This window comes from Embleya scabrispora DSM 41855, from assembly GCF_000372745.1.
GTDB classification, from domain to species: domain Bacteria; phylum Actinomycetota; class Actinomycetes; order Streptomycetales; family Streptomycetaceae; genus Embleya; species Embleya scabrispora.
Window position 1 is genome coordinate 142,778 of record NZ_KB889686.1, and the last position, 23,758, is coordinate 166,535.

Annotated in this window: 20 protein-coding genes; 12 read left to right on the forward strand and 8 right to left on the reverse strand. The window is 70.0% G+C overall.

Annotated elements, in window-relative coordinates:
• Positions 1–67 precede the first annotated feature (67 nt).
• The gene (locus A3IC_RS0132610) at positions 68–694 is read right to left on the reverse strand and encodes an ABATE domain-containing protein (RefSeq protein WP_020554279.1); all 627 of its coding nucleotides are present in this window, start codon (positions 692–694) and stop codon (positions 68–70) included.
• 105 nt (positions 695–799) lie between these two features.
• On the opposite strand from A3IC_RS0132610, the gene A3IC_RS0132615 reads away from it, so the two are divergent.
• The 3 genes from A3IC_RS0132615 to A3IC_RS0132625 all read left to right on the forward strand — a co-directional run bounded on the left by A3IC_RS0132615 (position 800) and on the right by A3IC_RS0132625 (position 3,866).
• Positions 800–1,570 (forward strand): MBL fold metallo-hydrolase, encoded by a 771-nt coding sequence (locus A3IC_RS0132615; protein WP_020554280.1) that lies wholly within the window; start codon positions 800–802, stop codon positions 1,568–1,570.
• Positions 1,571–1,665: 95 nt separating this feature from the next.
• Positions 1,666–2,382: a formylglycine-generating enzyme family protein gene (locus A3IC_RS0132620; protein WP_026219010.1), complete on the forward strand. Its 717-nt coding sequence runs from the start codon at positions 1,666–1,668 to the stop codon at positions 2,380–2,382.
• A 407-nt stretch (positions 2,383–2,789) separates the two neighbouring features.
• Positions 2,790–3,866 (forward strand): DUF4328 domain-containing protein, encoded by a 1,077-nt coding sequence (locus tag A3IC_RS0132625; protein WP_020554282.1) that lies wholly within the window; start codon positions 2,790–2,792, stop codon positions 3,864–3,866.
• Here the strand turns inward: A3IC_RS0132625 and A3IC_RS57805 are convergent, their stop codons facing one another.
• Entirely contained in the window at positions 3,867–4,400 is a 534-nt protein-coding gene (locus tag A3IC_RS57805) for a MarR family winged helix-turn-helix transcriptional regulator (protein WP_020554283.1), read from the reverse strand.
• A gap of 129 nt (positions 4,401–4,529) precedes the next feature.
• Between A3IC_RS57805 and A3IC_RS0132635 the strand changes: the two genes are divergently transcribed.
• Both A3IC_RS0132635 and dnaN read left to right on the forward strand, forming a co-directional pair.
• Positions 4,530–5,852, forward strand: coding sequence for an amidohydrolase family protein (locus A3IC_RS0132635; RefSeq protein WP_020554284.1), 1,323 nt, complete (start codon positions 4,530–4,532; stop codon positions 5,850–5,852).
• 937 nt (positions 5,853–6,789) lie between these two features.
• Positions 6,790–7,968, forward strand: coding sequence for a DNA polymerase III subunit beta (dnaN, locus tag A3IC_RS0132640; protein WP_020554286.1), 1,179 nt, complete (start codon positions 6,790–6,792; stop codon positions 7,966–7,968).
• An 80-nt stretch (positions 7,969–8,048) separates the two neighbouring features.
• On the opposite strand, the gene A3IC_RS0132645 is transcribed toward dnaN, so the two are convergent.
• Entirely contained in the window at positions 8,049–8,762 is a 714-nt protein-coding gene (locus A3IC_RS0132645) for an HAD family hydrolase (RefSeq protein ID WP_040877544.1), read from the reverse strand.
• An 834-nt stretch (positions 8,763–9,596) separates the two neighbouring features.
• Here A3IC_RS0132645 and A3IC_RS69050 point away from each other — a divergent pair.
• From A3IC_RS69050 to A3IC_RS0132655, 3 genes are all read left to right on the forward strand, one after another.
• Positions 9,597–9,737: a hypothetical protein gene (locus A3IC_RS69050; protein ID WP_158696188.1), complete on the forward strand. Its 141-nt coding sequence runs from the start codon at positions 9,597–9,599 to the stop codon at positions 9,735–9,737.
• A gap of 15 nt (positions 9,738–9,752) precedes the next feature.
• Entirely contained in the window at positions 9,753–10,220 is a 468-nt protein-coding gene (locus tag A3IC_RS0132650) for a hypothetical protein (protein WP_020554288.1), read from the forward strand.
• A 387-nt stretch (positions 10,221–10,607) separates the two neighbouring features.
• Complete coding sequence (locus A3IC_RS0132655) at positions 10,608–12,554, forward strand: hypothetical protein (RefSeq protein WP_158696189.1); 1,947 nt, start codon at positions 10,608–10,610, stop codon at positions 12,552–12,554.
• Positions 12,555–12,872: 318 nt separating this feature from the next.
• Here the strand turns inward: A3IC_RS0132655 and A3IC_RS0132660 are convergent, their stop codons facing one another.
• The 3 genes from A3IC_RS0132660 to A3IC_RS69055 form a co-directional block, all read right to left on the reverse strand.
• On the reverse strand, positions 12,873–14,183 hold the full coding sequence (locus A3IC_RS0132660; protein ID WP_026219013.1) for a hypothetical protein: 1,311 nt from the start codon (positions 14,181–14,183) through the stop codon (positions 12,873–12,875).
• Positions 14,183–15,010: a ParA family protein gene (locus tag A3IC_RS57815; protein ID WP_079026817.1), complete on the reverse strand. Its 828-nt coding sequence runs from the start codon at positions 15,008–15,010 to the stop codon at positions 14,183–14,185. The genes A3IC_RS0132660 and A3IC_RS57815 overlap by 1 nt, the downstream gene beginning before the upstream one ends.
• Before the next feature lie 1,844 nt (positions 15,011–16,854).
• Positions 16,855–17,001, reverse strand: a complete 147-nt coding sequence (locus tag A3IC_RS69055) for a hypothetical protein (RefSeq protein WP_020554291.1) — start codon at positions 16,999–17,001, stop codon at positions 16,855–16,857.
• 1,706 nt (positions 17,002–18,707) lie between these two features.
• On the opposite strand from A3IC_RS69055, the gene A3IC_RS65560 reads away from it, so the two are divergent.
• Complete coding sequence (locus A3IC_RS65560; RefSeq protein WP_020554292.1) at positions 18,708–18,911, forward strand: hypothetical protein; 204 nt, start codon at positions 18,708–18,710, stop codon at positions 18,909–18,911.
• Between the two features lie 148 nt (positions 18,912–19,059).
• On the opposite strand, the gene rox is transcribed toward A3IC_RS65560, so the two are convergent.
• Together rox and A3IC_RS0132685 are read right to left on the reverse strand one after the other, a co-directional pair.
• A complete protein-coding gene (rox, locus tag A3IC_RS0132680) occupies positions 19,060–20,508 on the reverse strand; it encodes a rifampin monooxygenase (protein ID WP_020554293.1) in 1,449 nt (482 codons plus the stop codon).
• Between the two features lie 402 nt (positions 20,509–20,910).
• Complete coding sequence (locus A3IC_RS0132685) at positions 20,911–21,591, reverse strand: GntR family transcriptional regulator (RefSeq protein WP_020554294.1); 681 nt, start codon at positions 21,589–21,591, stop codon at positions 20,911–20,913.
• A gap of 144 nt (positions 21,592–21,735) precedes the next feature.
• Between A3IC_RS0132685 and A3IC_RS0132690 the strand changes: the two genes are divergently transcribed.
• The 3 genes from A3IC_RS0132690 (at position 21,736) to A3IC_RS0132700 (ending at position 23,757) form a co-directional block, all read left to right on the forward strand.
• Positions 21,736–22,272, forward strand: a complete 537-nt coding sequence (locus A3IC_RS0132690) for a YbhB/YbcL family Raf kinase inhibitor-like protein (RefSeq protein ID WP_026219014.1) — start codon at positions 21,736–21,738, stop codon at positions 22,270–22,272.
• 381 nt (positions 22,273–22,653) lie between these two features.
• A complete protein-coding gene (locus tag A3IC_RS0132695; protein WP_020554296.1) occupies positions 22,654–23,190 on the forward strand; it encodes a pyridoxamine 5'-phosphate oxidase family protein in 537 nt (178 codons plus the stop codon).
• 159 nt (positions 23,191–23,349) lie between these two features.
• The gene (locus A3IC_RS0132700; RefSeq protein WP_026219016.1) at positions 23,350–23,757 is read left to right on the forward strand and encodes a YciI family protein; all 408 of its coding nucleotides are present in this window, start codon (positions 23,350–23,352) and stop codon (positions 23,755–23,757) included.
• Position 23,758 lies beyond the last annotated feature (1 nt).

Sequence of the window (23,758 nt, forward strand, 5' to 3'; positions counted from 1 at the left end):
TGCGCCGGGCCCTGATCGCCCTTTCCACCGCCGCTCATCGACACGCGCTCGGGAACGGCACGCGTCCTCAGTCCGATTGCGTCCTCGGCTGTGTTCGGCGTGCGTAGGCACGGGCCGCGCGAACGCGGTCGCCGCACCGGGTCGAGCACCATTGGCGTGAGGCGTGGGTGCGGATGAGGAAGCGTCGACAGGGGGTGGCGCCGCAGGGCGCCAGGCGTTCGGCGTCCGGGCCGGTGATCAGGTCGGCGGCGTCCGCGGCGAGGATCGCGATGGCGTGGTTGACGATCTGGTCGATGGGGTGTGCCTGGGCGCGATACGGGCCTCGGGCCTCGTCCCAGTAGAGGAGTGCGGCCGAGGGGGCGCTGGTGAGCGCGTCGTTGATGGCCTGAACCGATGCGGCCGGCGCCGGGAGATCGGCGATCCGCGACGAGAGCAGTGTTCGCACGACGTCGCGAAGGGCGCGCAGTCGACCCGCGCACACGTTGTACAGCCGGCTGTCCGGCGGCGCGAGGTCGCGCTCGACAAGCCATGCCTTCGCGGACACGGGTGTCCCCAGCAGGTCCAGCTCCTGACCGCCGGGCAGCGCGAGATCGCTGTTGGCCAGATCGAGGGCGAGGTATCGGTCCGCTCCCGGCGCGGGCGGTGGGCCGACAGGCGCGGGGTGAGCAGGCGCGCCCGCCACGTTCTCCTTCATGGCTCTCATGTTAATTCATGGCTCTCACGTAAAGCCTTGCCGTTCTCCGTGAGAATCGGCTAGCGTTTCTCACGGCAAACACAACCATTATCCGTGAGGTGTGCAGTGACCGGCAGCAGCGCGACCAACGAGCGGATCGACATCCGCGTATTCGGCGGCCCCTCCGCCCTGATCGAGTTCGGCGGCCTCAAGTTCCTCACCGACCCCGCCTTCGACGAGCCCGGCGACTACCCCATCGGTGCCGACCGCTTCCTGACCAAGACCGCTCCCTCGACCATCGACCCGGCCGACCTCGGCCCCATCGACGTGGTCCTGCTCTCGCACGACGAACACCCGGACAACCTCGACCACTCGGGTCGGGCACTGCTCGCCGGCGTCCCGCTGGTCCTGACCACCACCGGCGGCGCGGGCCGGCTCGGCGGTACCGCCAGGGGTCTGGCCCCCTGGGAGACGGTGGACCTCCCCCGTCCGGACGGCGGCACCGTCACCGTGACGGCCACTCCCGCACAACACGGCCCCGAGGGCTGCGAACCGATCACGGGCGAGGTCGTCGGCTTCGTACTGACCGCCTCCGACCTGCCCACGATCTACGTCAGCGGCGACAACGCCTCCCTGGCCGTGGTCGAGAAGATCGCCGCGCGCATCGGCCCGGTCGACACCGCCGTCCTGTTCGCCGGCGCGGCCCGCACCCCCCTCTTCGACGGCGCGCTCCTTACCCTCGACAGCGCCCAGGCCGCCGAAGCCGCCGCAATCCTCGGCGCGCGCCGCATCGTCCCGGTCCACTTCGACAGCTGGGGCCACTTCACCGAGGGCCGCAACGCCCTCGTCGACGCATTCACCGCAGCCGGCCTGATCCACCGCCTGGAACTGAGCTGACCGACGGCGGGCCGGGCCGACCGGGGCGGCCGGGCGCCCGTCCGCCCCGCAGCCGCGGCCCGGCCGGCCGGCCGGCGTCATAGGATCCCGTGATCATGGAAGCGAGCACGGGATACGCAATGGTCGCCATTCCGGCCGGGCGCGTGACGCTGTCCGACCGGCGGACGCAGCGCAGTTGGTCGGTCGAACTCGCGCCCTACCGACTGGCGGCATTCCCGGTCACCCGGGAGTTGTACGCGGAGATCACCGGTCTGCGGCCGAGCGGCCCGCACGGTGACCGGTTGCCGGCCGAGAGTGTTTCCTGGTGGGACGCGGTGCGCTTTTGCAACGCCCTGTCGCGACGCGACGGGTTCACTCCCGCGTACGGCATCGACCCCGGCGCCGACCCCGGCAACGGGAAGGGCGACGGGCACCAGGACGACGGCGAGCGCATCGTGTGGGACACGTCCGCCGACGGGTACCGGCTGCCGACCGAGGCCGAGTGGGAACACGCGTGCCGGGCCGGCACGACGGGAGCGCACTACGGACCGCTGGACGACATCGCCTGGTATCGCGCGAACTCGGACGAGCACGTCCACGAGGTGGGCGGCAAGCGACCCAACACGTGGGGCCTGTACGACATGCTCGGCAATGTGTGGGACTGGTGCTGGGACGTCTATGACGCCGAGGTCTACGGCAGTTACCGCGTGCTGCGCGGCGGTGGCTGGTTCGACGAACACTGGAGTTGCCGAGCCTCCGCCCGCCGCCGCAGCCACCCGACCTACCGAGTCGACGACGTCGGTTTCCGCATCGCCCGCTCCGGCACATCCTGACCCGGAGCCACCCGTGCCGACCCGCGCGGCCACGCCCTCGTTCGCCGCGTCATCCCTGTACACCTCGCCGCGACCGAGCGCGCCGGGCCGATCCGGCACGTCCCGCCGCCGGTACATCCGGTCGATGCTCGTGGCGGCTCGGCCGCGGTGGAAACCAGCGACTGCCCGACAGCACGGCCGAGTTCGCCCGACCCGGATCCCGGGCCCCGGACCCGGCCCCTGATTTGCGGTCACCGTGCGTATTCGTACTCGCCTCACCCGTGACGTCGGGAGATACGCACGGCATGATGCCGGTTACGCCATGTGGGGTACACGAGGCCGGCCGCCCACCGTGACCTCGCCACCCCATCGACCCGCCTGGCCGGTATCGACCATCGGCGACGATCGACGGGGGATGATCCCAACTCGTGTTGTGCCCAAGCTGCGGCGGCCAATCGACACTGCCCGACCGCTGTACCAACTGCGGCCACCAGGAATACGCCCCGCCCGCCGACGCGACATCGTCCCTGGACCTGCGCTTCGCCCACTTCGGCCCGGCCCCGACACCGCCGGCAGGCTGGTACGCACCGGTCTTCCGGTCCCTGCGCGGCCTGGCCACCGCGCTGTACGTCCTGCTCGGCGTCACCGCCGTGTTGTCCCTGCTCGCGGCGATCGCGCTGTTCCAACGGGCCGCCATGGTCGACGAAACCCTGCACGGCGGTTGGCTGTCCGCCGACCCCGACGCGGCGAACCGATCCATCGGCCTGTGGTGGGGGTTGTCGAGTCTGGCCATCGTCGCGGTCATGGTCGTGTTCGTCATCTGGTTCCACCGAGCCCGGTGCAACGTCGAGGTGTTCCCGCCGTCCGCGCAACACCTCTCCAGCAGCTGGGCGATCGGCGGCTGGTTCTGCCCGGTGGTCAATCTGTGGTTCCCGCCGCTGATGGCACACGACATCTGGAAGGCCAGCGACCCCCGCGCACCCCTGCGCGGCGGCTTCACCCCGGGCCGGCATCCGCTGCTGTGGTCCTGGTGGCTGACCTACGTCGCCGCGAACATCGTGATCGTCTTCGGCGTGATCGGCCGGAAGACGGACGGCGGCGACGACCGGATCGGCAGCGACTCCTGGGTCGCCTACCACGAGTCCTACCGCACCGCCGATACCGCGGCGGGCTGGGCCTTTCTGCTGCTGATCGCCGCCGCCGGCCTGGCCATCGCGGTCGTGGCCAGGATCACCACCTTCCAGTCCGAGTACGAGCGCGCCTTCTACCCGGCACCGGGCATGCACCCGATGGCGCCGATGCACCCGATGGCCCTGGTGCACCCGATGCACCACCCGTACCCCATGCACGCGGCGCCTTCGATCCAGCCCGCGCCCGCGACGTACCCGACGCCGCAGCCCCACCCCGCGCAGCCCGATCAGGGGCGGACAACCGAGGGTCGACTGCCGCCCCCGGCCCCCCGTCAACCCCCGCCCCGGCCGCAGCACCCGCCGGCGCCCTTCTGATCAACCGCTCCCGCGCGCCGATCGCCGCGTCGATCGGGGCACCTCGGTCGCGGCGGCGATCTCGCGTAGCGCGAGAGTCGCCGCCTCGATCGCCGCCGCCGGCGCGCCGCGCCAGATCTCGGCGTGGGCGGCGGCGTTGGCACGGACCGCGTCCTCCGCGACCTGTACCCCGCGCGGGGTCAGGCTGATCAGCGTGCCCCGACCGTCGCCCTGGTCCGGAAGGCGCTCGGCGAGGCCCTCGGCGACCAGGTGATTGGTGACGTTGCTGGTACCGCCCGAGGACAGCAGCAACGCGCGACTGAGTTCGGTGGGCTTGAGCCGATAGGGCGCGCCGGCCCGACGCAGGGCGACCAGTACGCCGAACTGGGCCGGGGTGAGGCCGAATTCGGGCAGCTCGCGGCGGGTGGCCTCGTCCAGGTCGGCGGCGAGCAACATGATCCGCTTGCTCAGTTCCGTCGTCGCGTCCAGCACGTCGGGCAGTTCGGCCTGCCACGCGCTGACGAGTGCGCTCGCGCGGTCCTGTGGTGCGGTCATCTTGACAGCGTATTACACACACCTGATAGCTTTTTAAAAAGCTTTCAAGTGAAGCTCCGTTCGGCGCGCCGCACCACGACGGGTGCGGCGACGACGACCGAACCCGCGCGATTCCTTTCGGAGGCCCAGATGTCCGCCCGGCCCACTCCCGCGACGAACCCTTCCGTCGCGCCCGCCCCCACCCGACTGCTCCTTCGCGGCGGCACCGTTGTCGACACCGACCCGCACGTCAGTGCCCGGCCCGACACCGATGTCCTGATCGAGCACGGCGTGATCGTCGCCGTCGGTCCGGCGCTGCCCGCGGCGGGGGCCGAAGTCCTCGACGCCCGCGACCGGATCGTGCTGCCCGGATTCGTCGACACCCATCGCCATGTCTGGCAGTCGGTGTTGCGCGCGGTGGCCGTCGACAGCGACCTCGGCGACTACCTCGGCCGGGTGCTCGGCCGGCTCTCCCCCGCGATGCGCCCCGAGGACGTGTACGCCGGCAACCTGGTCGGTGCGCTGGAATGCCTGGACGCGGGCATCACCACCGTGCAGGACTTCTCCCACGTCCAGCACCGCGCCGAACACGGCGACGCGGCGGTCCACGGACTGCGCGCAGCGGGCATCCGGGCCGTGTTCGGCTACGGCCACCCACCGTTCGACCCCGCCGCCCGCGACGCCCGCGTCCTCCGCGACCTGCGTGAACGCCTGTTCCCCGGCGACGACGACCTGGTCACCCTCGCGCTCGCCCCGGGCGGCCCCTCGTACACCCCGATCGATCTGGTCGAGCAGGACTGGCGCCTGGCCGCCGACCTCGACATCCCGCTGGCCGTACATGTCGGCAGCGGCCCGGTCGCCCACCGCCCCATCGAAGCCCTGCGCGACCGCGGCCTGTTGAACGCGCGCACACTCTTCATCCACGGCAACTCGCTGCCGGACGACGAACTCGCGATGATCGCCGACTCCGGCGGCACCCTCTCGATCGCGCCGCACATCGAGGCCCAGATGGGACACGGCGCACCGATGATCAACCGCGCCCGCGCCGCGGGACTGGTCACCGGGCTCGGCGTCGACGTGGTCACCAGCGGGCCGGGCGACATGTTCTCGCTGCTCCGGGCCGCCCTGCTTACCAGTCAACTCGCGGACGGGCCACGGTTGTTCGCGGCCGACATGCTGTGCATGGCGACCATCGGCGGAGCCGCCGCACTGGGCCTGGCCGATCGGATCGGATCACTGGCCGTGGGTAAGCAGGCCGACCTGATCCTGCTGCGTGCGGACGCGGTCAACCTGGTCGGCGCCGTACACGACATCGCGGGGGCCGTGGTGGCATCCGCCCACGCGGGCAACGTCGACACCGTCCTGGTGGCCGGCCGCCCCGTCAAGCGTGCGGGCCGACTCACCCACCCGCACCTGGCCGGCGCCATCGCCGACGCCCGGAAGTCCGCCGAACACCTGGCGGACACGCCCTGACGCTCCGGGCCCGGACGGACACCGCCGGCTTCGACCGGCCCCGACCGAACGAGGAGGCGCCGCCGGGAAACCACGCGGCACGACCCCGGCACATCCGCGGCACCTCGCGTGTCCGCACGGTTCACCGATCTCCGCCTTGACGTCCGTTGACCCGCAAGGGGTGGTCATGCAGGCTCTGAACCCAGGGTGCGGGGGGATCGTGACGGGAGGAACAGGGTGGGGAACTGCGGGGGTTGTTCGGGACAGAGCTGGGTCCCGATGGACCAGATCTGCAACGGATGCGGCGGATCCGGCCAGAACGGCATGGGCTCGGACAGCAATTGGTCCTGTTCGGGATGCGGCGGATCCGGGCGGATGCAGGCGATGGTGCCGTGCCCGAGCTGCGGCGGGACCGGCGGCCAGGGGGGTGGTGGCGGCGGTCCGATGTACGCACCGCCGAGCGCCCCGCTCACACGCGGTCAGCGTGTAAAGTCCCGGTTGCTCTCACTCGCGGCCATCGGCGTCCTGGCGGCGTACGTGTACCACACGACGAGGTAACCCCGCCCACACCGAAACCGAGGCCGAACACAGGACACGTGGCGGAGGTCGGCGGCATGCCGCCGACCTCCGCCACAGCCGTGTCCGACGGCCGGGCGGGTCCCCTGGCCTCTGTTCCCCGGTCGCCGATCCTCGGTCGCCGTTCGTAACGGCCCCACCGGATGACGCGCCCCCTGCCCCTCTGCCCCGTCCGCCCGACCGATGCTCGCCGGCAAAAGCCGAGCCCGACCTCGGCTGACACGGCATCGGGACTGTCGCTTCGAACGCGGGCTGTCGTCACGTACGCAATCTGTCCGAGCGCCCCGTTAGTCTCACTCCCCCGGCATTCGAACAAGGATTCGATCACCAAGCGACACACACCCCTCCCCACCCCCTCGTCGAGTTCTCGGAAAGGGCCCCTGTGAAGGTACGGATATCCCGCGACCGCCTCGTCGAGGGCATCGGCTGGGCGGTTCGCGCGCTGCCCGCCCGACCGGTCGTCCCCGCTCTCGCCGCGTTCCGGCTCAAGGCGGCCGACGGCACCTTGGCCATCTCCGCCTACAACTACGAGGTATCGGCCGGCATCGAGGTTGCCGCCGAGGTTGCCCGAATCGGCGAGATCCTGGTTCCGGGCCGACTGCTCGCCGACATCGCCCGCGCACTCCCGCGCGATCAGCCGGTCGACCTCACCGTGGATCCGGCCCGGGCCCGGGTGACCTGCGCGGGGGCCTACTTCGCGCTGCCGCTGCCGGCTCTCGCCGACTACCCCACCACACCGCTGCTCCCGGAGACGGCGGGCACCGTGAGTGCGAGCGCGTTCGCCGAAGCCGTCGCGCAGGTCGCGATCGCCGCCGCCCGGGACGAGAGCCTGCCCGTGCTCACCGCGATCCGACTGCACCTGACGCACGACACACTGGTCTTGGCCGCCACCGATCGTTATCGGCTCGCGGTGCGACGGTTGCCCTGGCAGCCCGTCACCGAGGATCCGGCGCGAACGGCCCTGGTGCCGGCCAGGATGCTGGCCGACCTGACGAAACACTCGGGAATCGACACAGACCTGCGCCTCGCGCTCGGACCGGAGCCGGGCCGCCGCGGCCTGCTCGGCCTTGCCGGAAACGGGCGGCACGCCACGACGCGGCTACTCGACCACGAGTTCCCGCGCTACGACTGGCTGTTCGACAACGAGACCACCGCCGTCGCGACGATCGAGGCCGCGGCGTTGATCGAGGCCCTGCGACGGGTGTCGCCGGTGGTCGGCCGCAACGCCCCGGTCCGGTTGTCCTTCGGGCGGGAGTCGCTGCGAGTCGAGGCGGGCAGCACCGACGAGGCCGAGGCGGGCGCGACGCTCCCGGTCGCGCTGACCGGCGAGCCGACCAGGGTCGCCTTCAACCCGGCCCACCTCCTGGACGGCCTGGCCGCGCTCCGCACCCCGACCGCACGCCTGATGTTCAGCACACCGACGAAGCCGACCATCCTCACGGACGGCACACCCGGCGTACCCGACGCATCCCTTACATCCGGAACATCCGGAGCCTTGGGGCCGGGCGACCTCGACGCCCCGGATTATCACTACCTCCTGATGCCGATGCGCGGCGCCTGATCAGCCCCGGCCGCGCGAACCGGCGAAAGCCGAGTGCCCAGGCGAGTCACGGCGGCCGATTCCACCCGCACGCCTGCTCGTCACGCCGAACCCAGCACCGCACCGAGTACCGCGTCCGTATCGGCCAGGTCCGCCAGGACCACGTCGGCGCCCGCCGCCGCCAACGCCGCCGCGCTCGTCGTCCCGGTCGCCACCGCGACGGACCACGCCCCCACGGCCCGAGCGGCGGCGACGTCGCGCGGGGTGTCGCCCACGATCACGGTGTCCGCGCCGATGTGCCGCCGGCCGAGGTGCTTTTCGGCACGTGCGAAGGCACGGGCCGGCAGGTCGACCCGCTCGTAGGCGTCGTCGCCGTACGCACCGACCCGAAAGTCCACGTGGTCGGCGAGGCCGAAGACCTGCATCTTCAACACGGCGAGCGCGTACGGGTTGCCGGTCAGCACCGACTGGCACACCCCGGGTATCTCCCCCAGAGCGCCGAGCGCCTCGGAAGCACCGGTGAGGACCCGACCCTCCGCGGCCAACTCGGCCTCACGGTCTCGCAGTTCGGTGATGATCATGTCCAGGAAGGCGTCGAGCATGCCACCCTCGGGCGGCAGTCCGTGCGCGCGCAGCACCTCACTCGCCATGGCCAACTCGGTACGTCCGTCGAACTGCCAGGGATGGACCGGCGAACGCCCGGAGACCCGACGAAATGCCGCCGCGTACGCCCGTCGAGCCACCGTTCCACCGTCGATCAGCGTGTGATCGATGTCCCACAACACCAGCCGGGGACCGGCTCCATCAGTCGTCATGAACTCTCCGATCATCGACAACCACCCTGCGCGGCGGCTGCGACGAGCATCGCATTCGACCCTTTCCGAGCCGACGCCGGGGTACACCGAGCGTGTTGTCAAGATCACACAGCGCGATCATCGCATCTTCCCTCCCCTCCCCCCGGCCCCTCCGCGCCCGACCCCCCGAGGTCGCTCGACCTCTCCGCAGGGCCGGTACATCTCGCCTGAAGACGAATCCATGTGTTTTTACCGGTGATTTCCTCTCCTATGCCGCACCGATCGACTCGATCCAAGGCGCGCGCGACCCCACCTACTCGTTGCCGTTCGTCGCCGTTCACGACCGAGCAGGCCCGGCTGCGGCGAGATCGCGACGCCGATTCGGCGCACGCTTCGAGCGGGCTCGGAGCCATCCGTGCGCCCTCCTCAAATAGCCATTGACCTGCAACTTGCATGGCGGGCTGTGCGGCAATCCGCATGGCGAAGTGTCCGTTGAACTGTGCGTCGTGATGTCCATGCATGTGCATGGCTTTTTGGATCCCAACGCGTTCGTCAAGACGCATGGCTGTCTGTGCGGGTGTGTGGGCGGCTGTGCGGTACGGACGACGGATGCACGGAGACGTGGGCGGCCGGTCGGAGCGACGGGCGAAACGACGGCCCGTGCGATGGAGCCGCCGATAGGTCTCGCGGCGGGTCTCACGACGGCGCGTCGGCACGCTGGAGCGGACGGCCGAACGATGGTCCGAACGGTGGATCCGACGCTCGCTCAAGCACTGGATCAGGCAACGGAGCGCTCGCTCGGCGCCTGGGTATTCATGCGTGACAGGGGATGGATGTGCGGGTGGATCTTCCAACATGCAGATCGAACACAACGGCAATGCCTTGTTTTCTGGGCTTTTGCGCCGTTCTCGTGACGACCCCATCGCGATGGGCGACACGCCGACTCTCCTGACAGGAAGTTATTTGCCGCAGATAGCGATAGGGTTCGATCGTTGACACGAAAGGACGGTCATGGCCACTTCCCGGGAGCGTTGGACCGTGGCGAGGCTCGCGGCCATCGCGGGTCTGCCCAGCAAGGTGGGCTACGAGGCACGGGACCGAAACGTGCTGCACCCGACGGTGCTCTCGCCCAGCGACGTACTGCCCCTGCTCACCTTCGAGGCATTGCGAAGGATCAGCTGGCCGGGCGAGAACTATGCGCGCAACACGCCACAACGTCTTCGCCTGTGGGAGCACCTGGCCATCGAGCACTCACGAGTGGGCGATCTCGCCGATGTCGACCCGATGACCGGCCTCTACGTGCATCCCTCGGGAGCCGACCTGGCCGTTCGACCGAGCGAACACGCCGCGCTCGCGCTGCGGTTCGTCGAAGAGAACACGCCTTACCAGTACCTCACGCTCGGCGCGTGGGCCCAGCAGGCTCTGCGGGCCCTCGCCGCCGAACAGGAGCAGGTCGGACGACGCCACGGTGCCGCCTGACCGCCGCTCGGAGAGCACGGCCGCAAAAGCAGAGCGAGTGGCCTAGGAGTCCAGCCCTAGTCCACTCGCTCGCAGCTCAGCGCCCCTAGGGGCGCCGTCGGAGAAAGGAGGCCTGTCGGCCGCTTACACAACCGAACAGTGAGACCCAGCCGTTCCGGTACTTCCACGCGCCGAACGGTCGGGTCACCCCTACCTCTTTCTCTTCACCAGCTTCAGGAGCAGATCATACCTGCGATCCCCGAGGCAGGCCCAGTGCTGTCCTCAGCCAGGTCCTTGCCCTCTTCAAGTGTGCCCGAATCCTCTGGATTCACGATGCAGGCTCGGGTCCGTGCCGCCTTGCGCGCCGCGCGAGTTCGCGTCGGCGGCGCCCGAGGCGTCGATCCGACCATGCCGGACTCGGTCCGCCGGGCCTCGGTCAAGGTCCCGCTGCGGGTGGTGACCGGCGAGGCGTACAGCGACCTGGCCTTCGTCTTCGCCGCCAAGGTCGGCCACCTGGCGGCCGGCCCCAACCAGCCCGGTTGCATCGCCGACCTCACCACCATCGCCCGCTACCTGGGCCTGACCGTGCGCTCGGTGACCCAGCCCGACGGCAGGGTCGCCCTCAAGGCCCCGTCGTCGCTGTACGCCGCGCAGAAGCAGCTCACCGCGGGCGAGGAACTCACCGTCGTCCGCCGCACCAAGCCTTCCGGGACCGGGACTTCGGCGGTCCGCCGGCTGCGCACGCCGGAGAAGGGCGAGCCGTGGGTGATGGTGCCCGTCGCCCTCCTGGGCGCGGTCCCGCACCGGCATGCTCGGGCGTATGCGGTCATCTGCTACGCCCGGGCCCGCGGCCACCACCTGACCTACGCCGAACTCGCCGACGTGCTGCGACACCAGTCCGGCCGCCGGATCGGCGAGCCGGTGAGCGTTCGCGCCGCCCGCGGCGTGGTCTCCGACCTGGAGCGCTGGGGCTGGGTGGAGGTGGGCCGCCGCGAGGGGTGGCAGGGCCGCAACATGCTGGTACCGCTCCGGCCCTTCGAAAACCCGAGCGACCACGAGCCGGCCGCTGCCGCGGGTGCGGACACCGAGGCGGCCGAGTCCGTCGACATTTTCGATGCGGAATTTCCCGGGGGTTTCGAAGATCCCGGTGGTCACGGGCTTGACGAGGGTCACCACGAGGCGGCCGCGCGGGACGCCGAGAGCGGGACCGAAGAGGAAGCCTCGGTCGGAACCGAGGTCGGGGCCGGTGAGACGCATCACGTGACACGTGAGGAGACAACCGGGCGCGCGGCCGACCGGACGACCGACGGAGCGTGTGTCGTCACGTGTGATCGTGCGTCCGCGCATGCCGGCGAGCGGGCCGACAACGAGGTCCCGGAGACGACTCGCGCAGTGGTCGCGGGGGAGTCGGGCGTGACCTCCGCGACACCTGCCGAGGCCGTCTCGAACACGGGTCTCGAAGGCTCGTCCGAGCCCGCCCGGAACGGCGTTTCGGCAGGTCGGAGCCTAGGTGCGGAGGGTCAATGGACGTCGGGTCCGCAGGGGGTTGGGACCTCCGTCACGTATAAGGAAGACACTCCGATTGACCTACAGGTGAACGCGGATTTCCAGGGGGGTTCCGCCCGGAGGGCGTCCTACGTGGTAGACGGGCACGAGCACGCGAAGAGCCCGCAAACGGCTTCGACGGCGACACCTGCGCAGGGGACGCCTGCGGCGGAACCCCGTCGGATTCGCCCCGTGCCGACGCCCGACCATCGGACCACCATCTCCGCGACGGCGGCGAGGGCGTTCGTCGGGATCGCGCCGCTGGTGGCCAGGATGAGCACCGGGCAGCGGGTCGTGGCCGCTCGTCTGGTCGACCGGGCCGTGGCCGAAGTCGGCGACGCGGATCGGGTCTTCGCCCGGCTGGCGGACCGCTGGCGGACCCAGGACGAGGCCGTCAGGAGCCCTGTGGGCTGGCTGGGCGGCCGGGGACTGGCCCGGCGTGGGTGCGAGGACCCGAACTGCGAGGACGGCCGCCTGTGGCTGCCCACGGCCGCTCCCGGGGCCGGCGTGGCCGGGGACCCGTTCGCGTGCCGCAACTGCGCCCGGCAGGACCAGGATCGGCGGGCCGAGGCGGACGAGCGCTTCGGCGCCGAACGGCGGGCCGCGCACCGGGCCCGGCAGACGTCGTCGTCGGTCGCGGCGGTCGCGGAGGTCCGGCCGACGGTGGCTCCGGCGCCGATCGGGACCTGCGAAGACTGCGACCGAGCGGTCCGCGGCCTGCGCGAGGACGGGGTCTGCGCCGACTGCCGAGAGGACCGGGAGTCGGCCGCCGCGGCAGGAGCGTCTCGAACCCTTCAGGCGGCGTTCTGAGCGTCTCGGCGACGGCGGAGGGGTGGTTCGGTGGCTGCCGGATCGATGCGCCGTCAGGGGACCGCTCAGCGGCGCGGCGCTCGGAGTCGGGTGGGTCTGTGGTTCGGAGACCGGTGATGTGCTGTCCGGCTCGGCGGCCGAAACGTGACCTGCCGCCGTGTTGCCGTCGCCGGCGTACGCCGGATCCGGCGGCCCCGGTCGGCGTTCTCGGCGGCCGGCCGCGGGAGTTGCCCTACAGGAGAGGTGCCGGCAGCCGACATGAGGGTGCCGTCGGCGGGCACGGGGGACTGGGTGTCCTCCGCGCCCGCCGACGGCGGGTCACTGCTGGGGCGAGAAGATCTCGGGGCGGCCGAGGGCGCCCTCGGCGTCGAGGCGTTCGAGGAACAGTTCGACGGCGGCCGAGAACAGGTATACGACCAGACCGCGCTTCTCGGTCGCGGTGAGTTCGGTGTCCAGGTCGCGCGCGAGGTCGTACACGGCCGGGCTCACCCGATAGCTGGAGGACTGACTCGGGTCGGTGATACCGCCCCTGGCACGCAGGAACGAGCGGATCATTTCGATCTGCTCGTCGTTGTCCTCGGGGAGTTCGAGCAATGCGGCGTTGAGGTAGTGGCCGAGCGCCAGCCGCCGGTTCTGCGACGAACGCTTGTCGGCGGTGAGCCGCTTGCCCAGGCGCGCCTTGACGTCGGGCAGGAGCCGGAATCCCCAGGTCTCCCAGCCCTTGGAGTTTATCCGGGCGTCGAGAAAGCTCTCCAGCAGCGAGGCGTGCGCCGACCGCTCCTCGGCGGAGCCGGTGCCGACCGGGGTCGGTGCGGCCGGTGCCGGCGCGGCGGCACCGCGCCGCGGTGCGCGGGACGCCGGGGCCTTCGCGGGTGCGGACGCCTTGGCGGGCGGAGCCGGAGGGGCTCGAACCGGCTCGGGGGCGCGGGGAGTTGGTTCGGCGACCGGAGCCTGGATCGGCTCCGGCTCCGGGGTTCGGGCCTTTGCGGGTTCGGGCTCGGGTTCGGGCTCGGGGTCCGGCGTGGGTCGGGGCGTCGATGCGGCGGTGACGGCGGGTGCCGTCGGGGCCGCATCGGGTGTCGGCTCCGGGCGAGCCGCCTCGGGGAGAGGCTCCGGGGTGGGCGGCGTGGTGACTGCCGGCTCCCGGGTCGGCTCGACGTGGGTCGTCGGCTCGGGCTGCGGTACCCGGGCCTGAGTCGCCGGCTCCGGGGTCGCCTGAGCGGTCGCTTCCGGCACGAGCGCCGCGGTGGGTTGCGGGGACGGAGCCGGAACCGGTTCCCGGGCAGGCTGGGAGACGGCTTCGGGGGCCTGCGCTGCCTCCACGCGCGGGGCCGCCGGGAGGGCGGCCTCCTCGACCACGGGTGCGGCCGCCGCGTGGACCGGCTCGGGCTCCGGGGCCGGAGCCGGTACGGTCGGCGCCGCGTTCTTGAACGGCGGTCCCGAGGTCGTACCGCCGGATCCGCTGCCGCCGCCCATCTGTGCCAGAAGCGCCGCCGTCGAGTCGGTGCCCGAGTTGAGGAAGCTGCCGTTCATGGCGTCCTGGAGCGCGGCAGCCAGGACCGACGACTGGACGGCAGGGGCCTTTCGCGCTTTGGCCCTGGACTTGGGCACGGGCTTCTCGTCTGTCATCAGGCTGCCTGCTTCACACGGTCGAACAGTTCGATGGCCAGCTCGGTGTAGGCAACGCTCGCGGCGATGTTCGGTTGCTCTATGCAGACGGGGCGCCCGATTTCGTACGCCTGCGAGATCCGGCTGTCCCGGCGGATCTGCGTCTGGAAGGGGTCGAGGCCGTAATCGGCGAGACGCTGCTCGACCTGGTCGTCCTCGCTGGTGCGGCGGGACGGGGCATTGGCCTTGTTGATGACCGTGCCGATGAAGCGCGGCTCGCACTCGCCCAGGGTGCGCTCGGAGGTGGCGGCGGTCAGGCCCTTGATCACCGCGGCGCCCTGGACGGTCGCGTACAGCGGTTCGCACACCGCGACCACGAAGTCGGCGGCGGCGAGGGCCACCGCGGACAGCGCGCTGACGCTGGGCGGGGTGTCGATCAGGATGATCGTCGGGGTCCGCCGGATGGGTTCGAGGATGCGCCGCAGGATCCCGGTGGTGGAGAAGTCCATCCCGGCGATCTTGCGCTCGGCGTCGACCATCGTGCTCTGCACCGAGCCGAAGAGGCTGAGGCTGCCGGTGGTCTCGAAGGACTTGAGCAACTCGCTGCGGTCGAAGATCATCTCCGGCACGTCGGGCGTCATGCCGTTCAGCTGCGCGTAGAGGGCGAAGCCGACCGAGCGCTGGGGCTGCGGGACCACACCGAGTGCGACGCCGGCCTGCGCCTGGGGCTCCAGGTCGACCACGAGGGCGTGAAAGCCGTTGATCGCCAGAGCGCTCGCGAGGTTCACGGTCGTCGTCGTCTTCCCGGGACCCCCTTTCTGGCTGGCCACCGCCACTACTGCACCCATCGTGCGTCCTCTCGAAGTAGAGCGACCGACCGCCTGCGGGAGCCGGGTTTCCACCGGTGGCCTGTCAGAGCCGTCCGCTGCACCTGACAGGGAAGACGACGCACCTCCGGGGTAGCTGCTCGATACTTCCGTCGGAAGCCCGAAAGCGCAACGAACCAGGATCTAGCGGGCAGAACCTTCAAGACGTCCTTGAGGGGTCCGGCCTAAGTTTTGTCTGTCAGGTTAGCAGTGGATTCTCAAAATTCACTGTGACACTCGAAAAACCCACCCGTATGTCCCGGTTAACCCGTTTGGTCGGCCGAATCAGCGCCCCCAACAGACTCTTTTGGCGCATGAATTGCCGCCGGAACTCTCGATTTATAGGGCACCGGTTCGACATATCGAGACACGGACGCCAATGGCCGCTCCCGGCCGAGCCTCCGAGGACACCCCGGATGGGCCGGCAACATCACCCCTCCGCACCACCGCCGGGCAACCACGACTTCTCGACGGGCACGCGAGCGGCACGCACGGGCCGCCGCGGCTTCGAGTAGCTTCATCCGGTCCTCGACGGAGGCAGGCCGGGCGCGTTCGCGGACACTGGGAGTGGAACGGGCCGGGCCGGCGGAACCGGTCCCGCGATCGCGGATCGTTTCCGTCCCGCCCCCGGCCGCTGGGGAAGGCGCCGCTGTGCCATGCGCCCGCCGGGTGATCGACGGATCGCTCCGTTGTCCGTGAGGGCCACCCAGTGGTCGCTCCCCTGTCCGGCTGCGCGCTCCGCCCGTCCAGGCCGCCACAGCGCCGCAGCGAGACCGTCCCGGCCGGGGTTCCGTGCGTCGTGAGCTTGTGCGTGTCGGCCGCACGCCGATGCGCAGGCCGACCCGCCCGTGGGTCGTCGGGGCCGCCGGTCGCTCGCGAGTGCCGTGGTTCGAGCGCGCTGTCGTGCCGGCCGAACGTCGCGCCGGTCATCCCGCGAGCCGTGGTTCGGTTGCTCGCAAGAAGGTGGGACCGGGCCGTACGTAGGTCCGACCGCAGATTCGGCCGCCCGGTGCGCGGCCCGTGGGTCGACCGATCAACCCGCAGAAACACCCGGTCGGCCGGCCACCCGTTGTTCGACCCGACCGCCCACCGTTCCGGCCGCACGCCCGCCGATACCCAGGCAGAGCGCTCCGTCCGCAGAGCGTTTCCGCCATCCGGCCGCTGCTCCGCCGATCCGTCCGTCCGAACGCCCATCTGTGCGCCCGAACGCCCGAAGGCACATCCGGCCGGAGACCCATCGATCCGTTGTTGGTTCCGCCCGCCCGCATATCCGTATGGCCATCCAGTGATCCGCCGACCCACTGACCCAGCCGCCCGGACGGCCGTACATCGCAAGACCCAGACGAACACCCGGTCACCCATCCGCACGCCCATTCGCCCAAACACACGCTCATCCATCCAGGCACACGGCTGTCCACCCGCCGATCCATCGTTCGCTCCGCCCATACATACAGCCGTGCACCCGCCCACCCGAAGGCATGCCCGCCCACCCCGAGACCGAGCGATCCATCCGTACGCACAGCCGTGCGCCCATCCACCGCTCGATCCGCAGAGTCATAGATCCATCCGGCCACCCACCGACCCATCCGAGCACTGATCCAGCCGTCCAGCCACTGTGACGCCCACCCGTACGGCCGCACATCGTGACGCCCGAAGCAATACCCGCATCAACATCGCTCGTTCGATCAACCCGTCCGCACGCCCAGTGATTCGCCCACCCGCACGTCTGCCCGACGATCGCTCCGTCCGTCCGCACGCCCGCAGTTCCGCATGTACATCCACACGCCGCAACATCCGCCCGCACACCCGCCCGCACAGACGCCGTTTTAGTGTTGCAACGTGCCATGCACTCTCTGTGCCAGCTTGCCGAACTGTTCGCGCATCATATGGCCATGCATCTCGACGTGCAGATCAACGCCTACCTTGCGCAACATGTTCGAGCACAGTTCTATGGACATCAGCCGCTCCAACATGCGTTTTATCTTGCGTTGCATGAGTTGTGAACTTGTGAAACAAGCAGGTCAGAGCCCATGTTTTTGCCGGGCTGCCTTCGTCGATCGATGGAGCTGGACTGCTGTTCCGCCTCCCGCACCATAGCGTCGGACCTCAGAGATCTCCGCCGGCTGCTTGCCCGGCCGTGACTCTCCTGCGGCTTGCGAATCCAGTCCAAGAGCACAGCCGGATCGTCCTCGCGTGAATCACCTGCGGCTCTGCGTATCGATTGCCATCATCGCTGATGCATCGGGCAGTTCCGAGCACTCTGAACTCAAGCATCGATCCTTCCACGTCACCCTGTCATTCGAGCGGCTCCCCTATGACAGTCCGCGTTCGATGCGAAAGTGGTCCGGTCGCGAACAATGGCCCCGTGCGGGAGCGCTCGTCACGTCACAAGGGCGCCGCAGGCGCCGTCGCAAGCCCTGTGCGCTCTCGGCCCGGCACAGGGCCAGACATCCCTGATGTCAGCACGAGGAGTCGTCTCGTGGATGACGATCGGCCTCGAAGTCGACCGCAAGGCGGTCATCTGAGAGGTGCCCGGTTCGGCGGCGATGAAGCCGATCCGCGTCTGTAGCCATGCCTGCCGCCCACACGGTGCGGATCTCCTCCGCGTGCGCTTCGGTCTCTTCACTCGGGCACATCGAAGGACTGCCGTCCTTCCTTACGCTGCCCCCCGATCCTTCGGCTCGCCGGCCAACCTCGGTTGCCGCCGCGCACACTCCGGCCCACTCCCCCGCTGCCGTCCGGTAGGGCTTTCGACCGAACGCCGCCACCCCGCTGCCGACCGACGGAGCGGAGTCCTGCGAAGCTCAGGCATCCATGAGGGCCGGCCGCGAGAGAGGGAGTGCCCGACATCGACACCTCTCCCTGGGCGTAAGTGGGCAGGAGGAGTCCTCGACATGGACGGAAGCCCAGGCTTGCGGAAGTCCGTCGTCGCGCGACTACCGTTCACTCGGCATGACCCGAGATCCTCGGCCTGCCCGTTCTCGAACAAGGAACTCCTTCCAGGCCCGCCTGCGGGACTCGCTTCCGGTGCCCGGGCCGAGCTCGGCATCGAATCGAAGGGCTCTCGCAGACGGATCAGCCGCGAGACTTCACTCGGTCAACGCGCCTGGTCAACGCGCCCGGCCGACCGGCCGCACTGTCCTCGAAGCGGCCCTCGGTTTCGTTGCCGGGCGTGCCCGGCGTGACGATTCGGCAAGATCGATCCGGGAATTGCCCATCGGCCATCGAGAGACCCCATCTGACCTGCGCATATACCGGAATTCCCAGGTAAGCCGGTATCAGCCCCCGGCCGGTGTGATCCCATACGTCTTCCACTTTTCGCCCCGCAGAACGGCGTACACGGCGTCGTCGCAGGTCAGAGCACCCCCGTAGAGGTGCTATCGGCATGCGAGGCGGACTGTTGTGGTCGGGTAGCCGCTTGAGTTGGCCTCAGAGCGTCGTTCTTCGCCCGTCTGCGACTGCACGAAGGCCACGCTTGATTGCTTTGAGGCCACTCGTCCCATCACAGCCCAGAACAGCGCCTGGGCGAGCGCGGTCAGCAACCGCGCCACGAGAAGCAGCCAGTAGGACGTCGCCAGGGCCGCGACCGGACTGGACACAACGAGCGCGGCACCTGGCTGGGGCTTCGCAGCGGCTGGGAGGTACCCATCGCCATGCCGGCGGCTGTGGGGCTCGCCAGATGCTGCGTTGTGCACCGGGCCGCACGGGTATCGCACTCGCGGCGAACTCCGGTGCCTACAACGCCGGAATCGCGGCGGGCGCGGCGCTCGGGGGACTTATCCTGCCGCTCGCCGACGTTCGGGCCGCCTTTCTCGCCGGTGGGCTGCTGACCGTCGGGGCCTGCGCGGTGCTACTCGCCGGGCGGCCATCCGCCCGGCAGTGACAGCGGACGGAACAACGGGGACGGCGAACCAGGGCGCGGCGCTCGGCGGAGGCACGGCACAGCGCCGAACAGCGCCGAACCGCGCCGCGCCAAGCCCGGCCGAGCCGGCCGGAGACAGGCTTCGCCCCTTCGAACCGCAAGGGTGCGTTCAGCCCACGGGAGCGCCGAACCACTCGGGCAGTCGGCCGAGCAAATCCTGCTGGTCCTCACCGGCCCACGCCACATGGCCGTCCGGCCGCAACAGGACTGCGGATAGGCCCAGTTCCGCAGGTACGTCCAGTTCCTCGCCGGCGTCGACGACGACGTGGTCGACTCGGTCTTCCCAGCCCGCCACCGAAAGCCGGCCGGTCCGATCGAGGAGCAGGCCGCGGCCACCACTCATCAGTTCGTAGAGACGCCCCTGCTTGAGCTGCACGTCCCGCATCCGCCGGCCGAGCAGTTCGTGACCCTCGCCGAAGTCGTAGCGGACGCCGACCGCGGTGATGATCCCGGTCACATACCGGTTCACCTCCTCGAAGTCCATCAGCTTCGAGAACAGCTCCCGCAGCGCGGTCGCGCCCGGATCGGTCCCCAGCAGCGTGATCTGCGCGCGGGTGTTGTCCAGCACACTGGAGCCCACCGGGTGCCGTTCGGCGTGGTAACTGTCCAGCAGCCCTTCCGGTGCCCAGCCGTTGACCGCGGCGGCCAGCTTCCAGCCGAGGTTGAACGCGTCCTGCACGCCGAGGTTGAGCCCCTGCCCGCCGGTCGGCGGGTGGATGTGCGCCGCGTCGCCGGCCAGCAGCACCCGGCCGACTCGGTAGCGCTCGGCCTGCCGGGTGGCGTCGCCGAACCGGGACAGCCAGCGCGGCGAGTGCACGCCGAAGTCGGTGCCTGCGAACGCCCGTAGCTGCTGCTTGAACTCCTCAAGGGTGGGCGCGGTCGCACGGTCCTCGGCTACGCCGTCGGCGGGCACGATGATGCGGTACACCCCGTCCCCTTCGGGGATGACGCCGAACCGCAGGTGGGTCTTCTGTACTTCCGCGACGATGGCTTCGATCCTCGCCGGATCCTCGGTCACCTCCATGTCGCCCAGCAGCGTCTCGACCGTGGCGGGCTCGCCCGGGAAACCGACGCCGATCCCCTTGCGGACCACACTGCGGGCGCCGTCGCAGCCGACGAGATAGCGCGAGCGCAGCCGCGTGCCGTCGGCCGACTCGACGGTCACCGCGTCCTCGTCCTGGCTCAGTCCGACCACTTCGCAGCCGCGCCGGAACTCGACACCGAGTTCGAGGGCATGTTCGTTGAGCAGCCGCTCGGTGGCCGGCTGCGAGATGGCGAGGCCGTACGGGTGTGCCGTGTCCAACCGGTCCGGCCACGGCTTGATGATGCCGCCGAAGAGGCCGCCGACCTGGAACTTCTCACCGGCCGCGAGGAACCGGTCCAGCAGGCCGCGCTGGTCCATGATCTCGACGCTGCGCGTGTGCAGGCCGCGCCCGCGGGACTGCCTTGTCGGCTCGGTCAACTTCTCCAGTACGACCACGTGCACCCCGGCCAGTCGCAACTCGGCGGCCAGCATCAAGCCGGTCGGTCCGCCGCCGACCACGATTACGTCAATCATCAAAACGCCCATTCAACGAGATTGGATTTCGGCCGGCCGCTTCGCGCGGTCGGCGGCAGGACACACCCGACGACCGCACTTGCGCGCCGAATCCCTGCAACCGCACCGCGAGAGTCCCGCCGGCGGTTCGACGTTCACCGCGCAACTCGTACGTCGTCAACCACGCATGAGTCCGGCGAAGCTGTCATTCCGCAGGTCCTGGCCTTGGTCGAGCATTCTGCGGCACGACCGGGGCCTTGCCGCAAGGCCCCTGGTGCGCTATATGTTGAGACAGGCAAGGGGTGGGTATTCTCCTTGCCTTTGTCTTTGCCGCCTGTGCGCCGGCGACGCGGTACGAGGTCTTCCGCCGAGGTCTCCCGCGGAAATTCGATCAACGCGTCCGTGTCCGGGGCCGGTTGGGCTCTACTCGTGTGGTTCGGTGTCCAGGATCATGCCTGCGGTGCCGCTGATCATGCGGCGCAGGATGGTGTCGGCCTGTTGGCTGTCGCGGGTCATGACCGCGTCGAGCAGGTCGCGGTGTGCCTTGTCGACGGCTTGGTCGGTCCAGTGGTGGGCGTCTTCGGGTGTGGGTCGGCTCCAGCGTCGGTACAGTTCGGCCTCTTCGCGCAGGGAGGCGGCGAGGTCGCGGAGCCGGGGGTTGGCGCAGCCGGCCAGGAGTGCGGTGTGGAAGTCGGCGTGGGCGATCAGCCAGTCCCGGTCGGGTTGGTCGCCGTTGCCGCGTGGGGTCTGTTCGAAGGTGTGGTGGGCGGCGAGTACTCGGGCCTGCCAGGCGAGGTCGCCCTGGTCGATGGCGCGGCCGAGGGTGAGGGATTCGATCTCGGTGCGGACGTCGGTCAGGTCGGCGAGGCCGCGGGGGGTCACGTCGGTGACGCGGAATCCGTGATGGGCCTCGGAGGCGACCAGGTTCTTGGCGACGAGTTTGAGCAGGGCCTCGCGTACGGCGCCGGTGCTCACCTTGTAGCGCTCGCTGAGTTCGGGGAACTTCAGTCGTTGGCCGGGTCGTAGCCGGCCGCCCAGGATGTCGGCCCGGATGCGGTCGTGTACCGCGTCGCTGCGGGTCTGTTGCCCGGCTTCTCTCGCCACGGGACGGATCCTACAACATTCGACAGATGACAGAACTTTTAAAAGTATGGTTAGCTATTGAAAGTCAGGACGAGCGTCCGAGGCCAACACCCGAGGCCGTCCGACTCGATGCGAGATGGGAACCCGATGAACCCGATGAACCCGATGACCAGCCCGTACGATCCCCTGCCCGCCGTGCCCGAGTTCGTGGTCACAAGCGCGGACGTCACCGACGGGGCGCCGCTGGCGCCCGCGCAGTTCGCCGCCATGAGTGGTGCCGCCGGAGCCGAGGACCGTTCCCCGCAGCTTTCGTGGACCGGCTTCCCGGCCGCCACCCGCAGCTTCGTCGTCACGATGTACGACCCCGATGCCCCGACCCCGTCCGGCTTTTGGCACTGGGCGGTGGCCGACATCGCCGCCGACGTGACGTCCCTCGACGCCGGCGCCGGCACGCCCGACAGCGGCGGACTGCCGGTCGGTGCCTTCCACGTGTCGAACGATGTGCGTGCGACCGCCTACGTCGGCGCCGCGCCGCCGCCGGGAACCGGCAGGCACCGCTACTACATCGCTGTCACCGCACTCGACGTACCGTCCGTGACCGCCCTCGGCGTCACCCCGGAGTCGACCCCGGCCGCCCTGGGCTTCCTCACCCTCCAGCACACGCTCGCCCGAGCCCTCCTCGTGCCGTGGGCCGGCGAGTGAGACCCGGGTGCTTCATGTGAGGCGAGCCCGACACGTCAGGCGAGCCGTGCGCGGCGGGTCCGACATATGAGGCACTCATCCGCGGTGGGTCCGAGATGTGAGGCGAGCCCGACGGCACGACTTCACGCGAGCCGAGTGCGGGGCCGAGGTGTGCTGTTCCAGGTGAACAGCCGCCTCGGCCCCGGCCGCACCGCTCCGTGAGCGGATCGGAGTGTGCGCGGGTGAACGGGTTCTCGTCGCGTGGGGCGGGTACCCGCGGCGGTGGACGGCCGGAAACGGGCCTTTTGAAATCGACACGCCTTCGATGTCGAGAACGTGGCGTCGGCTCCGTCCCAGGGACATCAGCGGCCACGACGGGCCGCGCGTTGAAGGAGAACCGTCATGAGCGAGCGCACGAAGCACGTGGGCACCGACGCAACCGTGCCAGCGAGCGAGATCACCGAGATCCTGAACCGCCCGATCAGCCGGGAACTGTTGGCCCGCGACCTGACCCGCCTGGCCTACGTCGCCAAGGACGGCACACCCCGCAATGTGCCGATCGCGTTCACCTGGAACGGCTCGCAGATCGTCATGTGCACCACGAAGAACGCCCCGAAGCTCCCGGCTCTGCGCAAGAACCCCATGGTTGCCCTGACGATCGACACCGAGGTGCACCCGCCCAAGATCCTGCTCATCCGCGGACGGGCCGAGCTGGACGTCGTCGACGGCATCCCGGACGAGTATCTCCGGATGAACGGCAGCTACGAGATGACGCCCGAGCAACGGGTGCACTGGGAGGCCGAGGTGCGCTCTCTCTACGACGGCATGGTTCGGATCGTGGTGACCCCGACGTGGGCGAAGTTGATCGACTTCGAGACGACTCTGCCGAGCGCGGTCGAGGAGCTGATCCGGCAGCGGGAGGAGCGCCGGCGCGCCTGAGCGCCGAATGGTCGCTCGCCCCGAATGGATCGGCGCCGCGGAACGCGCGGAGTTTTCGAAGTCCGCCAAGATATGCCGCGGGGGATGTCGAGAACCCGCCCGCGGCTTCGTCCCCGGAGTGACACGGCCCACGGGCCCTACCGCACCAAGGAGAACATGATGGCCAAGTATCTGCTGCTCAAGCACTACCGAGGCGCGCCGGCAGCGGTCAACGACGTCGCGATGGACCAGTGGACGCCGGAGGAGCTTTCGGCCCACGTGCAGTACATGGAGGACTTCGCGGCTCGGCTGGAGGCCACCGGCGAGTTGGTCGATCATCAGGCGCTCTCCCCGGAGGGGACGTTCGTCCGCTACGACGGCGAGGGGCGGCCGCCGGTCACCGACGGCCCGTTCGCGGAGACCAAGGACCTGATCGCGGGCTGGATGGTGATCGACGTCGAGACCCACGAGCGCGCGCTGGAGCTGGCCGGCGAACTGTCCGCGGCTCCGGGTGCGGGTGGGAAGCCGATCCACGAGTGGCTCGAGGTACGCCCGTTCCTGGCCGCGTGCTCGACCATCACGGAGTGAC